Origin of the sequence: Dehalococcoides sp. THU4 (genome assembly GCF_043231265.1) — a bacterium.
GTDB classification, from domain to species: Bacteria; Chloroflexota; Dehalococcoidia; order Dehalococcoidales; family Dehalococcoidaceae; genus Dehalococcoides; species Dehalococcoides mccartyi.
Genome location: NZ_CP171266.1, coordinates 683,944 through 708,133, shown reverse-complemented (window position 1 = coordinate 708,133; position 24,190 = coordinate 683,944). Strand labels below are relative to the sequence as shown.

Annotated in this window: 25 protein-coding genes; 11 read left to right on the top strand and 14 right to left on the bottom strand. The window is 47.8% G+C overall.

Annotated features, from left to right (window positions below; genetic code table 11):
• Position 1 precedes the first annotated feature (1 nt).
• The 9 genes from ACE6F3_RS03745 to ACE6F3_RS03705 all read right to left on the bottom strand — a co-directional run bounded on the left by ACE6F3_RS03745 (position 2) and on the right by ACE6F3_RS03705 (position 7,199).
• Positions 2-781 (bottom strand): adenosylcobinamide amidohydrolase, encoded by a 780-nt coding sequence (locus ACE6F3_RS03745; protein WP_010936045.1) that lies wholly within the window; start codon positions 779-781, stop codon positions 2-4.
• A gap of 30 nt (positions 782-811) precedes the next feature.
• Positions 812-1,636, bottom strand: a complete 825-nt coding sequence (locus tag ACE6F3_RS03740) for a radical SAM protein (RefSeq protein WP_077975010.1) — start codon at positions 1,634-1,636, stop codon at positions 812-814.
• Positions 1,637-1,651: 15 nt separating this feature from the next.
• Positions 1,652-2,374: an SAM-dependent methyltransferase gene (locus ACE6F3_RS03735; RefSeq protein WP_077975009.1), complete on the bottom strand. Its 723-nt coding sequence runs from the start codon at positions 2,372-2,374 to the stop codon at positions 1,652-1,654.
• Between the two features lie 4 nt (positions 2,375-2,378).
• Positions 2,379-3,050 carry a radical SAM protein gene (locus ACE6F3_RS03730; protein WP_236887337.1) on the bottom strand — a complete coding sequence of 224 codons (672 nt, stop codon included), beginning with the start codon at positions 3,048-3,050 and terminating at the stop codon, positions 2,379-2,381.
• 77 nt (positions 3,051-3,127) lie between these two features.
• On the bottom strand, positions 3,128-3,880 hold the full coding sequence (locus ACE6F3_RS03725) for a diphthine--ammonia ligase (protein ID WP_392655032.1): 753 nt from the start codon (positions 3,878-3,880) through the stop codon (positions 3,128-3,130).
• A gap of 46 nt (positions 3,881-3,926) precedes the next feature.
• Positions 3,927-4,067: a hypothetical protein gene (locus tag ACE6F3_RS03720; RefSeq protein WP_193744896.1), complete on the bottom strand. Its 141-nt coding sequence runs from the start codon at positions 4,065-4,067 to the stop codon at positions 3,927-3,929.
• Positions 4,013-5,224, bottom strand: coding sequence for a 4Fe-4S binding protein (locus ACE6F3_RS03715; protein WP_324665643.1), 1,212 nt, complete (start codon positions 5,222-5,224; stop codon positions 4,013-4,015). The genes ACE6F3_RS03720 and ACE6F3_RS03715 overlap by 55 nt, the downstream gene beginning before the upstream one ends.
• Positions 5,225-5,409: 185 nt before the next feature.
• A complete protein-coding gene (locus ACE6F3_RS03710; protein ID WP_010936039.1) occupies positions 5,410-5,688 on the bottom strand; it encodes a hypothetical protein in 279 nt (92 codons plus the stop codon).
• A 38-nt stretch (positions 5,689-5,726) separates the two neighbouring features.
• Positions 5,727-7,199 carry a reductive dehalogenase gene (locus tag ACE6F3_RS03705; RefSeq protein ID WP_324665645.1) on the bottom strand — a complete coding sequence of 491 codons (1,473 nt, stop codon included), beginning with the start codon at positions 7,197-7,199 and terminating at the stop codon, positions 5,727-5,729.
• A 441-nt stretch (positions 7,200-7,640) separates the two neighbouring features.
• Between ACE6F3_RS03705 and ACE6F3_RS03700 the strand changes: the two genes are divergently transcribed.
• The 9 genes from ACE6F3_RS03700 to ACE6F3_RS03660 all read left to right on the top strand — a co-directional run bounded on the left by ACE6F3_RS03700 (position 7,641) and on the right by ACE6F3_RS03660 (position 16,410).
• Positions 7,641-8,243, top strand: a complete 603-nt coding sequence (locus tag ACE6F3_RS03700) for a hypothetical protein (RefSeq protein ID WP_324665647.1) — start codon at positions 7,641-7,643, stop codon at positions 8,241-8,243.
• Position 8,244: 1 nt separating this feature from the next.
• Positions 8,245-10,068, top strand: coding sequence for an ATP-binding protein (locus ACE6F3_RS03695; protein WP_324665649.1), 1,824 nt, complete (start codon positions 8,245-8,247; stop codon positions 10,066-10,068).
• Positions 10,049-10,732: a response regulator transcription factor gene (locus ACE6F3_RS03690; protein WP_010936035.1), complete on the top strand. Its 684-nt coding sequence runs from the start codon at positions 10,049-10,051 to the stop codon at positions 10,730-10,732. Before ACE6F3_RS03695 ends, ACE6F3_RS03690 begins: the two co-directional genes overlap by 20 nt.
• Before the next feature lie 213 nt (positions 10,733-10,945).
• Positions 10,946-11,269 (top strand): TM2 domain-containing protein, encoded by a 324-nt coding sequence (locus ACE6F3_RS03685; RefSeq protein WP_010936033.1) that lies wholly within the window; start codon positions 10,946-10,948, stop codon positions 11,267-11,269.
• Positions 11,270-11,352: 83 nt separating this feature from the next.
• Positions 11,353-11,604 (top strand): zinc ribbon domain-containing protein, encoded by a 252-nt coding sequence (locus ACE6F3_RS03680; RefSeq protein WP_324665652.1) that lies wholly within the window; start codon positions 11,353-11,355, stop codon positions 11,602-11,604.
• Positions 11,605-11,616: 12 nt separating this feature from the next.
• Entirely contained in the window at positions 11,617-11,958 is a 342-nt protein-coding gene (locus ACE6F3_RS03675) for a zinc ribbon domain-containing protein (RefSeq protein ID WP_324665654.1), read from the top strand.
• A 177-nt stretch (positions 11,959-12,135) separates the two neighbouring features.
• Entirely contained in the window at positions 12,136-13,320 is a 1,185-nt protein-coding gene (locus tag ACE6F3_RS03670; protein ID WP_324665656.1) for an NAD(P)/FAD-dependent oxidoreductase, read from the top strand.
• A 93-nt stretch (positions 13,321-13,413) separates the two neighbouring features.
• Positions 13,414-14,286, top strand: coding sequence for a DUF6612 family protein (locus ACE6F3_RS03665; protein WP_324665658.1), 873 nt, complete (start codon positions 13,414-13,416; stop codon positions 14,284-14,286).
• Positions 14,287-14,418: 132 nt separating this feature from the next.
• The gene (locus ACE6F3_RS03660; protein ID WP_324665660.1) at positions 14,419-16,410 is read left to right on the top strand and encodes an ABC-F family ATP-binding cassette domain-containing protein; all 1,992 of its coding nucleotides are present in this window, start codon (positions 14,419-14,421) and stop codon (positions 16,408-16,410) included.
• 1 nt (position 16,411) lies between these two features.
• On the opposite strand, the gene ACE6F3_RS03655 is transcribed toward ACE6F3_RS03660, so the two are convergent.
• Entirely contained in the window at positions 16,412-17,041 is a 630-nt protein-coding gene (locus tag ACE6F3_RS03655) for a hemolysin III family protein (RefSeq protein WP_392655052.1), read from the bottom strand.
• 138 nt (positions 17,042-17,179) lie between these two features.
• Between ACE6F3_RS03655 and ACE6F3_RS03650 the strand changes: the two genes are divergently transcribed.
• Positions 17,180-18,460, top strand: coding sequence for a serpin family protein (locus ACE6F3_RS03650; RefSeq protein WP_324665662.1), 1,281 nt, complete (start codon positions 17,180-17,182; stop codon positions 18,458-18,460).
• A gap of 80 nt (positions 18,461-18,540) precedes the next feature.
• Here ACE6F3_RS03650 and ablA read toward each other — a convergent pair whose 3' ends face one another.
• Together ablA and ACE6F3_RS03640 are read right to left on the bottom strand one after the other, a co-directional pair.
• Positions 18,541-20,733: a lysine 2,3-aminomutase gene (gene ablA, locus ACE6F3_RS03645; protein ID WP_041341092.1), complete on the bottom strand. Its 2,193-nt coding sequence runs from the start codon at positions 20,731-20,733 to the stop codon at positions 18,541-18,543.
• Between the two features lie 447 nt (positions 20,734-21,180).
• Positions 21,181-21,675, bottom strand: a complete 495-nt coding sequence (locus ACE6F3_RS03640) for a HEAT repeat domain-containing protein (RefSeq protein ID WP_010936022.1) — start codon at positions 21,673-21,675, stop codon at positions 21,181-21,183.
• Between the two features lie 152 nt (positions 21,676-21,827).
• Between ACE6F3_RS03640 and ACE6F3_RS03635 the strand changes: the two genes are divergently transcribed.
• The gene (locus ACE6F3_RS03635; protein WP_010936021.1) at positions 21,828-22,181 is read left to right on the top strand and encodes a DUF134 domain-containing protein; all 354 of its coding nucleotides are present in this window, start codon (positions 21,828-21,830) and stop codon (positions 22,179-22,181) included.
• Here ACE6F3_RS03635 and ACE6F3_RS03630 read toward each other — a convergent pair.
• Positions 22,178-23,152, bottom strand: coding sequence for an aldo/keto reductase (locus ACE6F3_RS03630; protein ID WP_324665665.1), 975 nt, complete (start codon positions 23,150-23,152; stop codon positions 22,178-22,180). The genes ACE6F3_RS03635 and ACE6F3_RS03630 overlap by 4 nt on opposite strands.
• A gap of 181 nt (positions 23,153-23,333) precedes the next feature.
• Complete coding sequence (locus tag ACE6F3_RS03625) at positions 23,334-24,131, bottom strand: PIG-L family deacetylase (protein WP_324665667.1); 798 nt, start codon at positions 24,129-24,131, stop codon at positions 23,334-23,336.
• Positions 24,132-24,190 lie beyond the last annotated feature (59 nt).

Sequence of the window (24,190 nt, the reverse complement as noted above, 5' to 3'; positions counted from 1 at the left end):
GCTAGTCAGGCTGTCCGGCCGTATCCCGGATACAGTTAGCCACCGCTTCTTTGGTAGATTTTATAACCGCATCAGCCATCATCTTACCTATTACAGTGTGCCCCTGAACATACTTGCACTTCTCTCCAAAGCCGGAGGCTACAATCACCTGGTCTGTACCGGTGCCGGTAGCCAGCCAGTCAGGGTTATGGGAACTGCGTATATCCATTTCCTGCAGGGCTACATTCTTGGCCTCGGTAACGGTTATGATTGATGAAACCAGTGCCCCGTGGTCAAAAGAGGCATTGGTCACCACCACATGGCAGATAGTGCCGAAACCCTTGAATTCCCCGTTACGCTCTATACCCACTGCCGCATCTTTGCCTATACGCACCGCATTGTGGCGGACGCCGGCAGTGGTAAAGCAGACTACCCAGAGTTCTTCATACCTTTCCACCGCAAAGGCCAGATTACGCATCTGGACGCCGGTGGAGAGAAAAGCGGTGTTTTCAATTTCAACGTCATATTCTTTAAGAACATCTGCCAGAAGCTGCCCGTAATAATAGAAATGGCTCTTGCTCTGGTCATGCATATAAAGGCCCAGCTCATCCGGTATATGGCAGATAGTTAAAAAGTCTGACTTCATAATACCGTGACGGCTGCTTATGACATCCCGCATTTCATTAAAACGCAGGGCAAAAACATTATTGGGATAGCCGATAGCCGTATAATAAACCGTATCAGCCGTAAAACCTTCAAACGAACCCAGGGATATCTTTTTAAGTTCACTCTTAGTAGTCAATTTTCTAGCCTCCTTAATCTATCCGGCTGTCTAATACAGCCGCACCACTTCGTACAGCAGGTCTGCTTTGCTTAAGTTTTGCTTGGTCTGCTGGGTGCAGTAAACATTCTTCAGATGCTTGCGGGCCACTTCCAGTGCCGTCTGCATCTCCTCAGGCGTAGGCGGCCGCCAGGGATTATCCCCGGATTCAAAATAAGCATCCATCCGGTAGGGTATATTTTCGTCTACCGAAGCAATAAACTGGGCTATTTTTTCGGTTTCTTCAAGGTCAATATAGCCCGGTATAAACACGCTTTCGGCCTTCAGGTTAACCCCGGCCTGATAGTATTTCTTAAAATTTTCAAGCAGACTTGAGTTGGAACGGCAGGTGTAGCCGGCATATATTTCAGGGGTAATAGCCTTCAGGCTGACAATAACGTCATCTATATGGCTGGCATCCGACATAGCTACCCCGTTGGTATGCAGGATTACCTTGCAGCCCCGCTCCTTCAGCCAGCGGCAGATATCCGGCAGCATCGGGTCAAGCGAGGCTTCCTGCCCTTCAAAGGCCACCTCGGTAAGTTCTATATCCTGAAGCAGGGCAATGAGCTTACCGAAGGAAAGCGGGGCAGACGGGGTCTGGGGGGGACAGAAACGGGGGTCACGGAAGACCACGTCCAGATTCTCCTCCAGCGCCATGCAGTTTATTTCCTTCTTGCACAAACAGCCCCTGCATTCTAAGTTGCATCCCCAGTGGAAAAGGTAAGCCTTTTTGATAGCCGGGGCATAGGCAACATGATAAACATTGGTCTGCCTGTCCATTTTATCTGCCCAAAGCTCCGGGTTATTCTGATATTCAAGGTTGGAGATAGTCATAAATTCCCTCGCAATTTACTTCTTTAAAATTTTGCCCTGTCTGACCGCCATGCAGGACATCCAGTGGCTGGTATCCCGGGAAACTTTCAGGATGCTTTTTTCGGTTATTTTCTGGCTGTCAGTGCCCATCTGCTCACCCACTATTACCCCGGTCTCAACAGCCAGCCCTTTCTCAATCAGAAAACAGGCGGTCTGGGCAAGTGTCTGTTCCAGGTCACTAAGTACCAGTACATGATAGCCAGCCTTCAGGGCTTTGAGCATCCGCTCCCGTTTTAAGGCTAAATCAGATTGGTCAATATTGCCGGAGGCATCCGGTTTATAGACCACCTGCAGACAGTCTTCCAGTGAAAGCCGGGCGGAAGCAGCCAGTAACTGCAGGCTGGAAACAGCCGGTATAAATTCAATCCGGAAGTCTTTAAAGATGTCACTATAGCCGCCAAGTCCGGCTGAATATACCAGCGGGTCATCCATAACCAAAAGGGCAACGTCTTCCAGTTTAGCCCTGGCCAAACCGGCCGCCTCAGCCAGTAACTGCTGGTAATTAAGGCAGTTCTGCTCTAAAACCAGCTTGTTTTCCAGCCCGAATCCCAGGTTTTTTATAACTTCCGGCCAGCCCACAATAATGCCGCAGCTTTTTACAGTCTCTTCGGCTGCCGGCGTCAGGAAAGCCCGGCCGCCGGTACCGACTCCGGTAACAAACACTCTGGGATAATATATTCTGGAAGCAGTCCCGGCCATAGCCTTAGACTACCCGTTCCACTTCGTGGAGTATTTCCTGCTCAACTCCCTGACAGCCGGATACATTCGTCAGGTAACGGCTTACCCTTTTCACCGCTTCGGCCACCTCATAAGGGCTGGTTTTACGCCAGCTATTATTGCCGGCCGGGAAATACGGCAGCACAAAGTATGGTATATCCGGATTGATTACGGCTATGAAACGGGCAATCCGCTCAATTTCCTCTATTTCCACCAGCCCGGGTATAAGTATGGAAGCGGCAGTCAGCTTTACCTCCGAATGGGCATAACGGATAAAGTTTTGCTTTATCGGCTCAACCGAGCGTTCGGTGTACCACTGGTGCAGTTCCTCGGAAATAGCCTTTATACCCACCTCAACCGCATCGGTGTCTCCCAGGGCAGGCATTTTAAACCCGTTGGTATATAAAACATTTTCACAGCCATACCGATCATGAAAAGCCTGGGTAATGGCGGCGTAATTCGGGTCAAGAGAGGCTTCTTCTCCGGTCAGGAACACCTTTTGGGGTTTCAGTTCATCAAGTCTGGCCAGTACTTCATCCAGTTCCAGCAGACGCCTGGGTTTAAAGGCATTTTCAGTTTGAGGCGGGTTACCAAGTCTGTTTTCTTTCAGCAGATGGTCATAGATACCCTCTTTGCACAGACACCCGTGACAGCTCATATTACAGCCCCAAAAACGCAGCGAGACACTCCCGGTAGTAGGGGTATAAGTAATATGGTATATATTTGTTTTCATCACTATTCCAACCCCGCGGCACTCTCCGCAATCAGCACCGGTTTGTCCACCAGAAAACAGTCTTCCAGTTCCAGATACCAGAAGGGGGCTACAGCCGGTTTGCCGTCATACAGACCGCATTCTTTATAGATTATCTTCTTGTCAGCTATTTCCAGTTTCTTCCTGAAAATAGGCCCGTCAACTGTAAGCGTATGGTAAAGGCCTACTTTACCGTCAGGCGAACTGGCATTAAGCAGCTTTAATTCCTCAAAGAGCTCATTATCCAGCTTCCGCCCCAGCCAGCCTTTGCCCAGATTGGTATTGTCGGCGGCCACAATCAGGGTTTCAAAACCGGAATCTATAAGGTCACCGATAATGGATTCACGGTCTTCATCCCAGAGAGGCAGCACTACCCTCATACCGGCAGCCTGGCAGACCCTTTCCACCCACATCCGGTGCTCAAGGGCATCCGGGTTGCCCACGCTTACGTCCCCGAATACCGCTACCGTTATGCCCTCTTCGCAGAAACCTTTAAGCATCTTGATATAGTTATTTGTATATTCCTGGCCGCTAGTCCAGGTAACTTCCAGAGGAATACCGATAGCTTCCGCCTGACTAATAAGCAATTCCGGAGTGAAATGGTGGGGATAAAGGCGACCTGTGCCTTCGGTAAACATACTGGCCAGATAGCGCACATCATAGCCGCCCTTTAGGGCCCGGTATAAAGACAGTGAGCAGTCTTTACCCCCGCTCCATGAAACAAATGCTTTTTCCATATTTTCATCCTTCTAAAAGTAATAGGTGCATTAGGCAACTAAGCCGTTAGGCATACAGCTCAATCCCGGCCACCTTCATGAATATAACCGCTATGGCAAGCAGGGTTATCACTGACACCATGACTACCACCGTTATGTTTTGTCCCCGGCCAATTTCTTTTCCGCCGGATTTCTTAGTCTGTTCCAAAGGCTTATCCCTCCTTTACGGATTTTGAGTAAAACATCCATAAACGCCCCTACCGGGCACAAATAAAAGCACCACGGGCTAAAGATAAAGAAACCAAAGGTGATAGTTACAATCAGCAGCAACCACTGGTCATAGGTGCCCACCTGACTGAACAGAGTGCCCCAGGGCTCAAAAACAGACAGAGAAGGATTGGTAAACCAGAAGACCATCACCAGGGTTGCCCATAGCAGCAGGTAACGGATATTCCGTAAGAATCTGTAGACTTTGGGTTTAGGACGCAGGCCTATCTGGCCGCCAATCCGGTGGGTTACCTCTTGCACGGCGGCAAACGGGCACAGCCAGAAGCAGTAGAAATTCTTGCCGGTCAGCAGGGCTAACCCGACCACCCCAAGAACCAGTATATAGAGGAATAGATTATTAGCCATATTGGGCGGTGAGCCGATAAGCCAGGCGGCAATATTGGTTAGACTAAGGGGGCGGGATAACCAGAAACCCAGAACCACCAGCCCTAATCCCAGCGTAATATAGCGCAACCATTTCCGCTTCTGAAAAACGACCATAGTCCGGAACACCACCGCCATCAGCAAGCCGGTCACCAGAAGTATCTCACCCAAACCGAATTTAACAGTCTCTACCGGAGCGGGATAGGGCTCCCCCAGTTCAGCCGCTACCAGAGCCCTGCCCTCATATACACCCAAAGCCACCCCGTTGCTGGAAATGGTGGCCCCGGAAACTGCATCTATGTCTTCTCCCAGCAGCAGGCCGGTATTAAACTGCCGCCCCACATACTGTTCAAAAAACTCGTGCGTTTTAAGCTTATCCCACCAGGCATCACCTTCTTGCTGCTGGGGAACAGAAATGGCCAGAATGGTACCGTCCGGCGTCCACTCTATCTCAACCAAAAGTATTCCCCCGTAGCCTTTGCCTTCGGTAAGGGTAACATAACCGGTTACATTACCCTCAGCGTCTACAGATTTAAAAATATAATCCTGAGGCGGAATATACTTTACCAGGTCATAGGTGCAACCGGTGCCATTATCCGGCAGATATGATTCAATCCGGGTTTCCTTGGGCAACTGCCCGACAATAAAAGCCCCTACCAGGGTTACTACAGCCAAAGATATTACAACTTGCTTGATTCCGATTTTAGTTTTCATATATTCCATTCACAAAGCACGGCAGCCGGAGAAAACTGCCGGAGATAATAAATTACCTGGAAGCCTGAGCTTAATTTTCAGTCCCATTACGCCCTTAGCCGTTTAAACCGCTAAACACACCTGAAAAGGGAGGCATTGCCGCCCCCCTTTTCAGGGTATCTAAGAGCAAATAAAAGCACCCTGTATTAAGACCGGCCGCTACCCCGTCTGAAAGTACCTATGGCGGGTATGGCAAGCAAGATAATGGAAGGAATGCCGGTTACCAGCACAAACATCAGAGCGGCTTTAGGCACATTCTCCTGAAAACTACCCTGAATATTTTCCAGAGTGAAAATAAACAAGGCTATACCGGCAATAAAAAGCAGCCATTCATACATTTTGAATGATAGCCCCTTATTTTTGCCCCACATCAGCAGAGCCCCGACAACGATTGTCAAAATGACCATAACTATAGGCCAAAACATATTAGTTATTATCCTTTCTAATTAGTATCGCAAAAAGCCTAAATACCATGTATAGGCATCTTCTCGCCCAGCGTCCACCAGTCTTCCCATTGATCTTCAGGCAGACAGCCATAGCCAAAGGCTTTATCCATATTAAAGAAGAAGCCGTCCAGCAAAGTGGTATTAGCAATAACGGGTTTAACAACCTCGTGGATACTGGAATCAGCCAGTTTGTTAAATACGCACTCTCCCATACAAATACCACAGAAAGTATCAGTCAAACACCAGTTGGAGAAGCAACCGGCCTGGTTCAGATACCAGGTCTTACGGCCGGGGTTATTGAAATTCTGGGGTTTAAGGTACGGGTTAGAGGGGTCAGTAGCCAATTCCCAGCTGGGCTCCGAATCCATCTTGATAGCGCTGACAGGGCAGAATTCGGCACATTTCTTGCAGGCAGTGGTGCAGAAGGAAACTACACCAAAATCAATAGGATTATCCGCCGGCAGAGGAAGATTAGTTACCATCAGGCGGGTGCAGCGCATCCACTTGTCCCAGCCAACTGCATGACCAATACGGCCAATTTCGCCAAAACCGGACAGCGCACCTGCGCCTGGATAACTGGCTATACCGGGGAAATCGTCACCGCCTACCAGCCAGTAGCCAAGGCCTTTCAGGAAGCGCTGGAGGTAAAGCTGAATAGAATCACCTGAAAGACACTGATTAAAAGCAACGCCGTTGGATATCCAGGAGGGGCTGCGTACGGTACCGTCATATGAACCATTGTAGCTGAACACTAAAATATGGGCGTCTTTAGTAGGAATTGCCCGTTTGGTCATGGTTTCATAAGGCCAAGATATTCCATCCTCCCAGACATATGGCTGGTCAGGATGCTGATTTTCACCAACGTTCAATACCCTCTTAGTCTTGTCATCAACTGGTAAGCACCGAATATCTGTACCACCCAAAAAGCGAATAGCGCTTTTTAGCATCAGAGCATTATATTCAGGAGTACCTTCATACTTGGACAAACCAATCTGTTCCGGGGTCATTACTTCATCCATCATTTTCTTGTCACCCAAGAACATGGACCGACTCTGACCAAATTCGTTATAGCACATGGAAGAAGTTACATTTTTAGCGCCCTGACAAAAGGCCCAGTCCTGCATGGAGAACCCAGGCTTGCCCAAACGAGAAGTTATACGTTCGTGCCTCTTTGCTACACTCTCATTGAGTACCGAAGGGACACCGATTTGAGCTAAATACTCTTCAGAATACTGCCCGCCGATGTAGTCATAATGAGTAGCGTCAAATGCTTTCCATACATCCCAGTCAATAGGAGTCGTGGGGTCACAATAATTGCGCTCTTTGACCCACCACGGATTTTTCTTATAAGTATTAGCGGCTATGGAAGCACCTTCATCCAAATCACGGAATACCGGAGCTGTAGCAGCAGCAGCACCAAAGCCAGCACCAGCTAACCCAATCCCCTTCATAAAGTCACGTCTTGATAAAGTAGAATGGAAATTTTGCATACATCCAACCTCACAATTTATATTTTGTATAATCCCGGTCTTTCCCGGTGCCAAAGCGCATAGTACCCCCCTTTTAGCTATAGATTTAGCTCATACCCCAATTACTTGAACTAAATATACCAAGTCAAAGTTTCATCTCAGGTAACAATAGGTGGTGATTTCCAAGGCAACGGTATCAATTTGATTTGGAAGATACGCTAAGATTTAAAGCGTTTATTTAGCTACGGCGGCACACGCTCTGGCTGCAAGCAGAATAAGCCTGAGTTATCTGGTAACAAATCTGTACCCGGGCAACCCAAACTGTAGCTAGGTTTATGCAAAGCAAGCTGAAGTAACAAAATAACCTGAAGAAAAGTTACTAAATAGTTACCGAATATAACCATTAATAACGCAAAGATATGCTATGATTAAAAGTATCAGAATTATATGAGGGCTAAACTCATGCCAGCTATGTGTAAAAATTCGCTACCTCTATATGCAAATCTGCTTGAGGCTGATTACACCCAAATGCCGGCTTTGTCGTTGGATGAGCTCCGGAATTTCACATATAGCACCATTGAGAAATGGGAAGAAGGCAACTGCCTCAGTGCCGCAGACCTGACGGCTGCCTTAGAGTTTATTAAATACAATATCCCGCTTGCGGGCATAAAATACCTGGATAATCAGGCAATCCCCATCTGTTATTTCTCCAAGGTTATACCCAAATCAGCCGAAGTGCTCCAATCCCTGCTGCAAATTGAGGGTATCAAAAGTTATCAAATGCCTATTTTGCAAAAACCTGACGGTTCGCTGGATTTGGAACTTGATGACCGCCATAAGATTTTAATAGTCACTATTCCCCAGTATAATCACCTGAACTCTTTTAAAAATTTCCTCCAGATTATGCAGCCTAAAAAATTAACTATACTGGCCGGCGGTAACGTTTTTTACTTAAAACCGAGCCTGAAACTTAATTTTGGCAGCTGCATATTCCCTGAAAACATAAAGGATATTATCTGGCTGATAAATAAAATAAATCCGTCAGCCAGTGAAGAGAAGGTTTAATATGAAAATAGGTTTAGTTACCTGCGCCTCCATGTTAGATCAAGTCAGGCAAATTGTCCCGCTTATACCTCAAGACCAGTTCGTTATTTACCCGGTACTACCCTGCTGTCTGTTCGCCATAAGCGGAGACACCATTCGCAACCAGGTGGACAAATCCGTATTGGCAAACGAGGCTACCGTTATCATATATGGGTCTTGCCACCCGGAATTGAATAGCCTGCTGGATATGTACTGTGACAGCAATATCCGTAAAATTGAGGGGAATAACTGCTGGGAAATGTTACTTGGGCCCGAACGGGTGGAGAAATATCTCAGTCAGAACTCATGGCTGGGAAACAATTCATTTCTGACCAAGTGGAACAGGGAAGTTTCAAAGAGTTTTGGTTCAGAAACCCGAAATGGCCAAGTTGCCTCAAGCTGCGGTATTGAAGAACTAACAGCTTTCCGGTTTGAAAGCAACCAGCCAGATGAAGAAATTGTAAAAAGGGAAGCCCAAAAAGCCGGACTGCCCTACAGCATACATAATGAAAGCCTTGACTATCTAAAAAACCTGATTCAATCTGCGATTGATAAAGCCCATATTGAAAACGAAGCCCGGATTAACTCCGGTTTATCCCCCAAAGCAGAACTGATTCCCCTCTCCCTGCTGGAAACTATGAAGGAGATTATCTATATCATAGATAATTCGGGTAGCACAGTCACCTTTATCAGCCCGATAATTGAAAAATTACTGAGCATAACCACCAAAGAATTCAAGATGACATTCCTGTCTACCCAGAATAAAGGCGGGTATTTATACAAAAAACGCAGCCAGATAATCTCAAAACGCTCTGCTTTTATTACTGACTGCCTGGGAAGGGGTTTTGAAGACCCCCTGAAGATTGAATACCAGATAATAAATGGCAAAGGCGAATGCCGCTGGATTAGAGAAACTCTGAACCCCCAGTTTAAAGCTGACGGGAGCATAGGTGCCTTTGCCGGCAGAATAGAAGATATAACCGAATGGAAGACTACCGAACAGCAATTAACAGACCTGTATCAGAATGAAGCCTCACTGCGCCACGAACTGGAAACTCAAATCCAAAACCGGATTGAATTTACCAGAGCCTTAGTCCATGAACTAAAGACTCCCCTGACGCCAATAATGGCGGCCAGTGACACCCTTTCTTCGGGGTTAAAGCAAGAACCCTGGCTTAACTTAGCCCAGAATATCAATAAAGGGGCTTTCAACCTGAATAAACGGATTGATGAGCTTTTGGATTTGGCCAGAGGTGAAATAGGTGTTCTTCAGATTAAAAAAATACCGATTGAGTGTATTGAATTATCTGCCGATATTATCCAGTATATTGATGCCAAACTCAGGAAGGCTAATCTAAGGCTGGTATTCGAACATGACGAAAATACTATATTTATAGAAGCCGACCCTGATAGATTAAGGCAAGTCCTGCTTAACCTTTTAAGCAATGCTATCAAATATACTCCGGGGTCAGGGCTGATAAAAATCAAGTGCTTTAGAACCTCAACTGATGTGGTCTTCCAGATTATTGATTCGGGTATAGGCATATCTTCATCAGACATGGCTTATTTATTTGAACCCTACCACAGATTGGAAAGAGACAGAGAAAGATTTGACGGCATGGGCTTGGGCTTAGCCCTGTCAAAGAGATTTGTAGAGCTTCACGGCGGCAGAATATGGGTGGAAAATGCGAACGAACATGGCAGCATCTTCACGTTTACTATACCCACATTGACTCCGGTCAAGCCAGAGCATCTAAAACTGGGGTATAAGAACAAAAGGAAATCATATGAAGCTGCTGTTAATTGAAGACGATGCCGAAATAGTTGATGTCATATCTACCATATTTCAGATAAGCTGTCCAAATTCACGGGTAATTTCTGCGTCAAGCGGCCGGAAAGGGATAGAATCTGTTGAATCAGTAAACCCTGATATTATTTTGCTGGATTTGGGGTTACCTGATATGAACGGTTTTGATGTCCTGAAGCAAATCCGCAACTTTTCAGATGTACCCATTATTATTCTGACGGTACGCGGAGATGAAAGTGATGTTGTCCGGGGTTTAACTTTGGGTGCCAATGATTATATTACCAAGCCATTCCGCCAGATGGAGCTGCTGGCCAGAGTCCGGCGCTTATTGACTAAAAAACAGATAAACGGTGAAGACCTGTCCGTCACTTGCGGCAAAATGCATTTCGGTTCGTCAATCAGGGAATTATGGATAGGCGATACCCTCATAAATCTGACTGTCAGCGAAGGCCGCATTATGTATATGCTGATGAAAAACCATGATAAAACAGTGAGCTACGAAGAGCTATCTGAATTACTCTGGGGGGATTATTACCCGGAAGCCCGCAGCAATCTTAAAACCCATATCTTAAGGTTACGCAATAAGATAGAGGAGAACGCATCTAATCCCAAACTTTTAATTAACAGCCCGAATCGCGGATATATTTTAAAGACTACTGATTAACAGAGACATATTCACACCCCTGCATATATAAGAACGGCAATACGTCTCTCTGATCAGCGTTTTTGAATGTTTTTTTGGCTCAGGCGGGCAGCCTGATATCCCTAAGGTATTTATACTGATACAATCCCGGCTTATTTATTATCTTTTGCGGACTTGTTAATACATATTTTCAAAGCTATAATGTTTAAAACAACAATATAGAGGCAAAACAATATGTATTGTTCCAAATGCGGCAAACAAGTAGCTGAAAATGCATCCTTCTGCCCTGCCTGCGGCAGCCAAATCCGCCAAAGCAGCCTGACTGCTGAAGAATACCAAGAACGCAAATCCAGAATAGCGGCCGGTCTGCTGGGGATATTTTTAGGAAGCATCGGCGTGCACAGGTTTTACCTTGGCTATGTAGGCATAGGTATAGCCCAGATTATAGTGACTATTGTTACGCTGGGTATCGGTTCTATCTGGGGGTTTATTGAGGGTATCCTGATACTTACCGGCTCATTCCAGTATGACGCCAAAGGCATACCCCTGAGGGATTAATAAAAGGATACAATCCTTACTGCTATATACCTTATAGAGATACTCCTAGCGTACAGCCGGTATTACACGGGAAAGGAAGTGCCATGCCCAGAATTGGTCCGATGGAATTACTGATACTCATTGTAGTAATAATGATACCTGTAGCCCTTATCTGGGGTTTAATCCACCTGTTTAGAAAGCTGGATAAAAAACCGGTCAGAAATCAACCGCTGGATACAGAGGAACTCAACAGAGGAGTGCAGTATTGCACCCGGTGCGGGCAGAAACTGGAGGCAGAGGCAGAGTTTTGCCCGGTTTGCGGTACAAAAAAACTATGCACCCCGGAAAAACAATAAGGAGTAAGCAATATGGTCAGGCTGATTATAGGCATACTGCTGGGTCTGTGGGGATTGCCTCTTCTTGTTTTTTCAGCCCAAAACCTCATCGGCTCTCTTAATGAAAGCGAGTCAAATGCGGCTCTGATGTTTTTCTTTGTTACCGGATTTCCGGCTTTGATTATGCTTTTAGGGTCATTTTTCCTTATAAGAAGCTATCTGAAAAACCCGCCTAAACCCGCTAAGGCGGAAAAACCCGGCTTAGCTGCTGATAATACCCCCAGCACACCCGGCAGGTACTGCCCCAAATGCGGCAACGGGCTATCAGCGGATGCATCCTTCTGCCCTGCCTGCGGCCAAAAAGTAACACCCTAGCCCTTAGCAAAATTTATCCCGCCTTTAACTGGGGAAAAACTAAAAAATATCTCTCTGCCCCCTTCCCCACCATTTACAAAACTGCCCTTTAACCAACAGCTTATTCGCAGCCTGGTGTATAATAACTTCTGGCGTTTAACGCCTGCATGACAAATTTCCCAGAGAGGCCTTTTAGAAATGCCCCAGACAACAACCCTGATTATTGGCGGGGGTGCTGCCGGCATGACAGCCGCCATCAGCAAAGCCCGCCGCGGTGAGCCGGTGATTATCCTTGAGAAAACTGCCCAGTTAGGCAAAAAAATACTTGCCAGCGGCAACGGGCGCTGCAATCTGCTTAACGAACAGCTGGATTCCAGCTTTTATAACCCCGAAGCCAGACCTTTGGTAAATTCCGTTTTCAGCCGCTTCGGGCGGAACGAGATACTAAATTTCTTTTCTGAACTGGGGCTTCACTATTATTCACAGGACGGCCGCATCTTTCCGTTTACCAACCAGGCTGCTTCGGTCCTGAAAGTACTGGAAATGGAAATACAGCGTCTGGGGGTAAAAGTGGAGTACGGCTTTGACTGCCTGTCTATCCGCAAAACTCAAAACGGGTTCAGCCTGCAAGCGGCAGATGGCAGACAGCAGACAGGGCAAAGCCTTATCCTGACCGGGGGAGGCTGCACCTACCCGTCTTTCGGCTCTGACGGCAGCGGCTACAAACTGGCCGCTTCACTGGGGCACCGCATTATAAAGCCAATACCCAGCACCGTACCCTTAGTGGTCAAAGACCCCCTCTGCCACCTGCTGCAGGGGCAGCGAATTACCGCCCGGGCTCAAAGCCGTATCAGGGACAAAGCGGGCACCCCGGTTGACGGTGAACTGCTTTTTACCAAATACGGCCTGTCAGGCAGCCTGATACTGGACATAAGCCAGGAGATTTCACTGGCCATAAACCGTTTAAACATAAAAGATGTCTCCCTTGAAATAGACCTGATACCATTTATAGAGCCAAAACAGCTGGAAACAGAGCTTTTAAAGCGCCGGAAAATGGGCTTAAGCCCGGAGGAAATGCTGACCGGCATACTGCCCAACAAGCTCTGTATGGCGTTTAAACAGTTGTTTGAAAAAGACAACCCCGCCAAAGCCGCTGCCAAACTAAAAAACTGGCGGTTTGAGGTTTCGGGTACCCGCGGCTGGAATGAGGCCGAATTTACCGCCGGGGGGATAGACACCGGGGAGATAGACATCCAGACACTGGAATCAAAGCTGGTCAAAGGGCTGTATCTGGCGGGTGAGATGCTGGACGTAAACGGGGTACGCGGCGGCTATAATCTGGGCTGGGCCTGGGCTTCAGGCTACATAGCCGGTTTAAACTAAAAATGTATTGACTTATTTATTACCTGGATTTATCATTATGTCCTATATAGTCATATAGTTTACTATGAGGGTAAACGCGAAAGGCGGAAACAGATGAAATCCGGCAAATTTTTGGCTACCCTACTCAGCCTGCTCATGCTGCTCTCACTGGCTTTGGGCGGCTGTTCAAGCGCTACTGATGACACTGACTCACCAGACACCAATAACAATAACAATAATCCCCCTGCATCTGAAACTCCCACCACCCCTACCGGCTCACAGCTGATTGCGTCCATACTGGCAGCTTCTCCCAATATAACCAGCTTTAATACAACCAGTGTTATTGAAATGACCATACAGGTTTCCGGCATGAGCGTCAGAACAGTTATGACCACAAACGGCCAAGAAGACCTCAGCAATCAAAAAGCCCATTTGACAACCAGCACCATCATGACTGGAGAAATAGAAAGCACACTGGAAATGGAAATGTACCTGATTGACAGTATCCAGTATTTCAAGATTACCAACAGTGACCAGTACACCGGCATACAGCTTAATACCTGGTACAAAATGCTGATGGATGCCCAGACGCAAAACCAAAACTGGGATTCCCAAACCCAGCAAAATGACTATCTGTTCTCCAAATCAACCCTTACCGTAGACGGGTCTGAAACAATAAACGGAGTAAGCTGCTGGAAAGTGACCATCACCCCTGACATGGAAGAACTGATACAATACCTGAATGAACAGCAAGCTGTAGATGACCCGTCAAGCATAACCAACCCCTCTGACAACCTGAAAAATATCAAAATGACTGCCTGGATTGCCAAAGATACTTCTTTTGTAGTAAAAATGGATATGTCCATGGATATAGTAACAGAAGGCCAAACTCTATCTCTTGTTATGTCAATCTCTATAGACAATATTAACCAGCCGGTCACTATTACCCTGCCACCTGATGCAGTTAACGCCATTCAGTTAGGCTAAATTTTCTGAAACTTTCCGGCAGGAAAAACCAAGGGGGAGGCTTTAAAACCCTCCCCCTATCTTTTTGTCAGGAGACGCCCCTTTTGGCGGCGGGGGTTTCTTACTGTATAATGGCGCTGATACAAAACTAAAATGCTAAATATCCAAAATCTTTCCAAATCCTTCGGGGTGCGCAGCCTTTACACCGGCGTAAACCTGAATATAGGTGCAAGAGACCGGCTGGCTCTGCTTGGTCCAAACGGCAGCGGCAAGACCACCCTTTTTGAAATGATTGCCGGCAGGCTGGAAGCTGACGAAGGTAAAATTATCCTCCGCCGCGGCACTACGGTGGGTTATCTGGAACAGGATATCAAGCCCAGCTCCAAACAGCCCCTGCTTAAAGCTGTCTCAAGTGCCTCTGACCGCCTTAGCTCACTTTCACACAAAATTTCCCTGCTTCAGGGGGAACTGGCCGAGGAAAAAGACGGCTCTGAAAATAACCGTCTGATGAGCGAACTGGGGGAGCTTCAGCACTCATTTGAGGCTCTGGGTGGTTATAATGCAGAACAGGAAGCCAAGCTGATACTGGCCGGGCTGGGTTTCAAACCGGCAGATTTTGACCGCCCCCTGCATGAGTTTTCCGGCGGCTGGCTGATGCGGGCTGAACTGGCCAAACTCCTTTTCCTCAGCCCGGATATACTCATACTGGACGAACCTACCAATCACCTTGACTTAGAGTCCACCCGCTGGTTTGAAAGCTATCTAAAGCAATACAGCGGCTCGGTGCTCTTTACCAGCCATGATCGGGCATTTTTAAACTCCATCGCTACCAAGATACTGTCACTGGAAGACCAAAAAGCCCGCCTTTATTCCGGCAATTATGACAGCTACCTGCGGGAACGCGAACTCCGCCTGAACCAACTGGAAAGCCAGGCCCGCCGCCAGCAGGAACTTATTGATAAAGAAACCAAGTTTATAGAGCGCTTCCGTTACAAAGCCACCAAAGCCAGCCAGGTGCAAAGCCGGATAAAAAAGCTGGATAAGCTGTCTGCGGTAGCTATCCCCCGCCAGACTAAAAAAATACACTTTAATTTCCCCGAACCCGAACGCAGCGGGCATGATGTTATAAAACTAAGAAACCTCACCAAGTCTTACGGTGACCTGGTTATCTACCAGGGGCTGGAACTGGTGCTTACCCGGGGTGACAAGGCCGCTCTGGTAGGCCCTAACGGTGCCGGCAAAACCACCCTCCTCAAGATACTGGCCGGGGTTATGCCGTTTGATTCGGGTTACCGTAATTTGGGAGCAAACGTAAATACCGCCTATTTTGCCCAGTATTATGTAGAGTCTCTAAGCCCTGCCAATAACCTGATAGAGGAGTTGGAAACTATTTTACCGGATGCCCCCGAACAGCAGCTGCGGGGTATGCTGGGGGCATTTCTCTTCAGCGGAGATGATGTAAAAAAGAGGATATCGGTACTGTCCGGGGGTGAAAAAACCCGCTTGGCCATTGCCAAAATGCTGCTTAAGCCCGCCAATCTGGTACTAATGGATGAACCCACCAATCATCTGGACATACCCGCCCGCGAAATACTGGCGGACGCTCTTCAGGCATACAAAGGCACTCTGTGTTTTATCACCCATGACCGCACCCTTATCCGCGAAGTAGCTAACAAGATTATTGAAGTACGTAACGGCAAAATCAGGGTTTTTGAAGGCGATTATGATGCCTATCTGGAATTTGCCGCCGCCAACCCTTTTGAAGGGGAAGTGTCTAAAAACCCTGCACCGGTTATTTCTCACCGCCCTGCCCCCGTTCCGGCCGCATTCTCCCAGAAACAGCGCAAAACTCTGGAAGGGCAGATAAGAAACCAGCATTATAAAGAAACCGGGGCTTTGAAGAAGGAAATATCCGACACAGAGGCTGAAATAACAAACTTGGAACAACGCAAACAGGAACTGGAAACCCTGCTTGCCGACCCTGATTTATACCGCAACGGCCAAAAAGCGGCCGATACATCAGCGGAATATAAAAACTGCAAGGAGCAGCTGGTCACTCTGGGTGATAAATGGCTAAGGCTCTGCCAGCAGAACGATACCCTCAAACAGAAACTGGAAGATGCCCTGAAGGCACTGGATAATTAGCCTAAGTAGCCAGTATAACCGCCGCCAGATGAAACGCCCAGCCCAAGAGTATAAGGGCATGGAATATCTCATGGAAGCCGAATACTCCCGGCACCGGGTTTGGCTTTTTAATACCGTAAATAACCGCCCCTATGCTGTAGGCCAAACCGCCGCAAGCAATCAGCCAGAACACCAGAGACGGCATATTCAGCCAAAACTCTCTTAAAGGGAAAACCGCCATCCAGCCCATACCCAGATAGGTTACCGGTGAGAGCCAGCGGGGGGCATTCAAGAAAAATACCTTCTGGAATACACCTATAAGCACAAAAGCCCAGGTGGCAATAAGCATACCCAGCCGCCAGCCCCCGTCCAGATAGATATAAGCCATGGGGGTATAAGTACCGGCTATCATTATAAATATGGCTATATGGTCAAGCTTGCGCCAGACATTTATTTCATTTTCCTGTTTTTTCAGGGCGTGGTAAATGGTACTGAAAGAAAACAGGCTGATAACAGCCAGCGCATAAATGACTGAGACCGCCATGATATCCCAGTTCCCCCAGCTAAGTATGACCAGCACTATCAGTGCCAGCACACCCCCCACCGCCCCTGCCAGATGAGAAAATGAAGAAAAGCGCTCCGCTTTGCGTATATTTATATCGGTCCTCCTGAAAGAAACTACAATTATAAACCTTTGGGCTGGAATGGTCTACGGGCATTTTTATCCTATGCTATCCTTTTTAACCCCTGTGCGTTTTAATATTTGCAGACAAAACAAGGAGATATGAGCATGAAAACCAAACTTGCGCTTTCGCTGCTGGCCGTAGTCAGTTTATTCACCTTTACCGCCTGTGCGGGCGGTGTTTCGGCTGAAGAACTGAAATCTGACAAAGACCGGATCTTAAGTCCGAATGTCAGCCAGCAAAGTTTAAACACCCAAGTCCAAGCCAATAATGATTTAGCCTTTAAACTGTACCGCTACCTGAAAGGCACCGAGGAAGGCAACTTCTTTTACTCCCCGTTCAGCATTTCCATTGCTCTGGCCATGACCTATGCCGGGGCAGATACCGCCACCAAAACCGAAATGCAAAACACCCTTAATTACCTGCTGCCGGATGCTGATTTGCATGCCTTTTTTAACTTTATTGACCAGGAACTGAATAAAAGAGAGGCTCAGGCCAAGGAAGCAGATGAAGGCACTTTTGAACTCAAGCTGGTAAATGCCATCTGGGGGCAGAAAGACTACACCTTCCTGTCAGATTTTCTGGATACACTGGCCCAGAATTACGGGGCAGGTCTTAGGGTGCTGGACTTTGCCGCTAATTCCGAAGAAGCCCGCAAGGTCATAAATGACTGGGTATCAGACGCAACCAAAGACAAAATCAAAGACCTTATCCCGGCTGACGGCATAGATGCAACCACCCGTCTGGTGCTGACCAATGCTATCTACTTTAATGCCGCCTGGGCAGCACCCTTTGATGAAGAAAATACTCAAAGCGGCCTTTTCTACCTGCAAAACGGTACCAGCGTAAATGTGCAGATGCTGCGCCAGATTGAAAACCACGGCTATTACAGCGGAGATGATTTTCAGGCTGTAGAGCTGGCTTATGCCGGAAACGGGCTCTCAATGGTGATTATTCTGCCGGATGAAGGCAAATTTGCCCAGGTGGAAAATGCCCTTTCCGGGCAGATGCTGGCAAAGATACTTTCTTCTATCAAATCCAACCAGATAAACCTGTCCCTGCCCAAGTTCAGCTTTGAATCAAAGTTTACCCTTAAAGACGCTTTGTCTTCCCTGGGTATGCCCACTGCCTTTGGCAGCCAGGCAGATTTCTCCAAGATGGACGGCGGATATAACCTTATGATAGGTGATGTATTCCACAAGTCATTTATATCTGTCAGCGAAGGCGGCACTGAAGCGGCCGCGGCAACAGCCGTAAGTATAAACCTGACTTCCGCCCCAACCGAACTTGTTACCCTGTCTATTGACAGGGCTTTTATCTTCTGTATAGTAGATATGGCTACCGGCACTACCCTCTTTACCGGACGGGTAATAGACCCCACCGCCTGAAATAATACACGTCTGTAAGAAAAAGAGCGGACACCTCTCAGAGGTGTCCGCTTTCTTATATAACACCATAAAAATCCGGCTTATTCAGTCTGTTTCTTCAGGCATTTGTACCAGATATTCATGCTTTTCAGGCCGCCGTTTATCTGGGTATTATTCTTAAGCCTGCCGGCAAACTCATACCCCTGTCTGGCAAAGCTTATATTCATACCGTAAGACTCTGCCACCGCAGACGTATAGCTTACCCCGAAACCTTTTTGTTTCATTTCGGTTTCCATAGTATGCAGCAAGATACCCGCCAGCTTGCGGCGGCGGTAATCCGGCAGGGTAGCAAAATCTGTCAGTTCCACATGACCTTCCAGAGGATATTGCTCAGCCGAAGCCAGCGCCGCCAGTTTCTGCCCGTGCCAGATACCATAATAGGTTATACTCTCGGTCATGGTGCGGCTGATATATTCCGGTTCGTAAATAGGGAACGGATATGAGGCAAATACAGTGGAAAACACCTCGGCCATGGCCGCAGTATCATCAGCAGTGCATTTGCGAAGGGTGTATCCCTTAGGCAGTTTAAACGAAAGTGCCTTACCGGCTTTGGAATGGGCCACCTTCAGCACATCTTCCAGCAATTCTGCATTTTCCTCTGTTTTCCTGCCCTCATCTATAAATTTGCCCATAAAATAACCGGCTTTAGTCCCGCCGTAAAAACAGGGAATAACCGCTTCGGTTTCAAAACCGTCTGCCTCAAACAGGGTTTTAACATCACCGGGCACTTTGGCAAACAGCTTGGTATAGCCGTTTTCAGCGGCCAGTGATTGCATTTCAGGCAGCAGGGTAGCGGTTTCCTCGGCAGCCAGCCGCATCAGGTAAATACGGTCACTGTTTTTGCCGTGCTGAATCAAAGACGTACCCAGAGTGACTATCTGGTCATAACCGCTCTTGCGGCGGTCCATCCGGTCACATTCGGTGGGGACTAAATAATCTGTGTCTTCATGGTTTGAAAGCAAACGGGCAATGCCCACCAGTGACCCTTCGGCCGCACCGTTTAAATCAAGCTCAAGGTTACAGGCCGAACAGTCCTGGCCGCACTTGGGCGGGTGATAGTCTTCCGGCTGGTAATAGGCGGTTATAATCCCTTCGTAATTACGCAGGATAACCTTGCTGGAAGACTGGGATATCAGGTAATTCGGCATAATGGGTATCTTGCCGCCGCCGTTGGGGGCGTCTATTACATATGTAGGCACAGCGAAACCGCTGGTATGCCCGATAAGATTTTCAATAATCTCTATTCCCTTGCCTATGGAAGTGCGGAAATGGGAAAGCCCCTGCGCCGGGTCACACTGATACAGGTAGTAAGGCCTTACCCTGTTTTCCACCAGCTTGTGCACCAGAGCCTTCATAACCCGCGGGCAGTCATTTACTTTGGCCAGCAGGACTGTCTGATTACCCAGCGGGATACCGGCATCCGCCAGCAGGCGAAGCGCCCGGATAGAGGTAGCAGTAATCTCGCGGGGGTGGTTGAAGTGGGTATTTACCCAGACAGGGTGGTATTTTTTAATGATTTTTACCAGATGGGGGGTAATCCGTTGGGGCAGTACCACCGGCACCCGCGTGCCAATGCGTATTACCTGCACATGGGGTATAGCCTTCAGCTCAGACAGCAGCCACTCAAGCATGCTGTCTGAAAGCAGCAGGGGGTCACCCCCGGATAGCAGCACATCCCGCACCTGGGGGGTATTTTTAATATATTCCAAGCCCTTTACCAGGTCATCACGGGACAGGGTCTTATCAACATCCCCCACTTTACGTTTGCGGGTACAGTGGCGGCAGTACATGGCACAGCGGTTTGAAACATGAAACAGCACCCGGTCAGGATAGCGGTGGGTAATGCCGGGGGCGGGGCTGTCCACATCTTCAGCCAGTGGGTCTTCCTTGTCATGGCAGCTGAAATTAAGCTCGGCGGCACTGGGTACAGACTGAATAAAAACCGGGTCATTTTCAAAATTTTTGGGGTCAATCAGGGAAAAATAATACGGGGTAATACTCATGGGGAAATTGCGGATAGTATCTTCCAGACTGCGGCGTTTTTCAGCTGAAAATTTCACCCCCAGCAGTTTTTCAACGGTAGCCAAGTCCTTAATAGTATGGGAGACATGCCATTTCCAGTTCCCCCACTCTTCCTCACTGTAGTCAGAGCTTATCTTGTGGGCCATCAGGCGGTAATCATGCTCCGGCAAAGAGGTCTGGGGCATCTTTTCTTCAATATGTGTTAAAACCATGTTAATCCTTCCTTTGTGCGGGATACACCCCAACCCAAAAGCTGAATTAAGAGAACACGGCTGGACAAGCGGACAGCTTGAATAAAGAGGTTTGAAACTACGCTAAGACTAGCAGAATGACACAAAACAACTGAGAAGAAAACAACCGGAAGATTAAAAACAGCGGAAAGGGCCGGGGATAAAACCCGTTTTATAACGGGTCACCAAGACTATATTTAAGTATATTTTCTCACTTTGGAGTGACAAATACCTCCTCGTGTCCTTGATACCAAGTGTATTGTACCTCTATTATACCCCCGCAGTCAAGCTACAGAGGTATAATAGAGAGATACTGATTTGTTTTAAGTAAATACAGCTTATTTTTTGACCATAAATTGCCATAAATTACTGCGGTTTAGTTTAGTTACTTCTAAATGCTTCTATTTAGTTCTGCCCGAAAGTCCGCCCCTAAAGTTTCAGCTTTAGAAGTGCTTCCTCAGCGGCTACCGGCACAGCAGACCGGGGGGAATTGCTCTCCAAAGCACTTATAACCCCGGACAAATCATCTTTCAGCGCTTTATCCCGCAGACTGGTAAGCACGTGGTGGGCTTCCTCCCTGAGGAAGGGGGAACGCGCATCTGACAAACTAAGAGCCCTAAGCACCGGCCCCACCGCTTCTCTGCCTATCTTTATTAAACCCAAAGAAGCCAGCCAGCGTATATCGGATACCTCGTGAGAGAGAAGTTTGACCAGAGCCGGGGCGGATGCAGCGTCACCGATACGGCTAAGAGCCTTGACACTTTCCCACAACGCTTCACCCTGATATTCGTCCAGTTTAGCTACTAAATACGGCACACTGGCGCTGCCTAAATCTTCAAGCTCCAGCCGGGCAGACTGGCGTTTCAGCCCATCCGGATCTTTCAAAAGTTCTAACTGCTGATTTATAAAATTGGTATCTGCCATCTGTTTTGCCCTCCTTTTCTGAATTTAATCTAATAAAGACATCTGGTCAATTAGTAATAATACGTAAATACAGTCCGGAGCAAAATATTGACACAAATAAAAGCAAAAGCTATTCTGATTCCAAGTGCCAAAGAAACTGAAAGGTAAACACCATGCCCCGACCATACAAATGCCGCCGCATAAGTGAGATACCCAAAGTAGCCTATTATAAGCCTGCCGGCATACCTCTTAGCCTGCTTGAGGAGAACCAGCTGTCTACCGAGGAAGCCGAGGCCCTGCGTTTAAAAGACCTGCTGGGGCTGGAACAGGCCGAGGCTGCCCGGCAAATGAATATCTCCAGACCTACTTTCCAGCGAATGCTTTATTCCGCCAGATACAAAGTAGCAGACGCCCTCTTAAAAGGTAAAGCCCTGCGGATAGAGGGGGGAGTTTTCGAACTGGACGCCCGTCCCTGCTGCCAGCGGCAAATACCTCCTTCCCAAACAGACCCTCCCGGACAAACCTAAAACCCGGAAACACTGTTTAATTCAGCTATCTCAGCGGCGGTCAGTTTTATATCCAGGGCTTTCAGGTTTTCACTTGCCTGCACCGGGGTACTGGCACCGGCTAAAGCGAAAACAGTGTCCCCCTGCCCGTAAATTACCCATGCCAAAGCTACCTGAGCTATATCCGCATTGTAGCTAGCAGATATTTCAGAGAGCTTAGCTATAACCGGCATACTCTTTTCCAGCGCGCGGCGGATAGTTTTACGGCGGATAAAAGGCACCATCTCCAGATACTCCGGATTACGCTGGTATTTACCTGAAAGAACACCCATAGCCAGCGGAGAATAAGCAATCAGGCTGATACCCAGTTCGCGGGCAGTCTCTAGCACCCCGTTTGTCTCAATCTGCCGGTCCAGCAGATTATACTTGACCTGATTTGAAGCCAGTGACAGCCCGTGTTTGTTTAAACGTTTCTGGGCAATACGCATCTGGGAAGCATTAAAGTTGCTGACGCCTATAGCCCGTATCCGGCCTTCTTTATACAAAGCGGCCATGTTATCCATCTGGGCATCAATGGAGGCAAAAAGCCCCGGGAAATGCACCTGATACAAATCTACCTTATACGGGCTTAGAAAGCCCTCACGTATGGGCAAAAGGGTCTTCAGAGAAGAGGCCGAGCGCATGGTAGGCTGCCATTTTGTAGCTATAAAACACTCACCCGGCCGGATACCCGCCTGCTTCAAAGCTTCGGCCAGAGACTCTTCGCTTTGCCCCATGCCATAAGCTTCGGCGGTATCAAACCAGTTTATGCCGCCCGCAAGCGAATTAAGCACAATCTCATTTACTTTGGTCTGGTTCAGCATACCCCAAACACCGATAGCCGCCCCCTTGCCGCGGGAAAACTGCCAGCTGCCCAAACCCAAAGGACTAAGCCCTATGCCCGTTTGACCAAGTTCACGGTAAGCCCATTTCTTATCTAAAATATTATCCATATCCGGCCGCTCCCGATAATCTTTATATACTTAACAGACCGCGTCTAAATGTTAGCCGCTGGGGCCGCCAAAGGCAAGCCCGAAGCCGCCAGCAAAACTGTAATCTCCGGCTCAGGGCATCTAATTTATCCCTGTTAATCCTCACTCTGCCGGACTAAAATCTGTAAAAAACCTAGCCAATCTAATTCGGCAGGCAAACCAGCTCATTCTGGCGGATAAAACTCTGGATAAGAGGCTTAAGGAATGGATTTTTCAGCTGGCTCTCATAAGCTTCCAAGGCCCGCGTTTTCTGCTCCAATACTCCTTCAGAAAGGTCAAACCGAAGCCAGTTCTGGTCTTCATTTACCAGCGTAAGCGGGGGCAACAGATACAGATTAGAATTATAAACCCGCGGCTGGGGGAAGAAAATCCGGTAATGCACCAGATATTCGTAACACCGGATGCCGGGACTCACTTTCAAAGACTGCCCCACTGCCCTGCTTATGGCCGCGTGGTCATCATGGGCATCTTTGTGATGGGGATAAAATACAATATCCGGTGCAAATTCATTTATCAAAAGATTAAATGAGTCTACCAGGCGGGTAAGCGGCACTGACTGGAGGCTGCCGTCTTTAAAGCCTAAAAACACCAGATTATCCGCCGGTACCCCCAGCAGACGGCAGGCATTCTCAAACTCCTGGTAGCGGATATCTTTATTTACGAACTTGCTGCCATCGGTAACCAGCACAATTTCCACCTCGGCACCGGCCTGACAGGCACTGGCAATATATCCACCCAAAGCAATAGTCTCATCATCCGGGTGGGGTGAAAATATAAGTATCTTTTCGCCTGCCTGGGGTGAAGGCAAGTAATCCAGCTGTTTAATATACTGCTGGCCAAGCACATCCGGCACCGCCCAGAAGAAAAAAGTAACACCTGCCAGACAGATAAACATCAGGCCGAAAAGCAGTCCTGACCGTTTCTTTTTAAAATAATTCATCTTTATCAGTTTAGAAAATATAGCCGCCAAGTACAAGTGACAAAACCCGCATCCCTAAG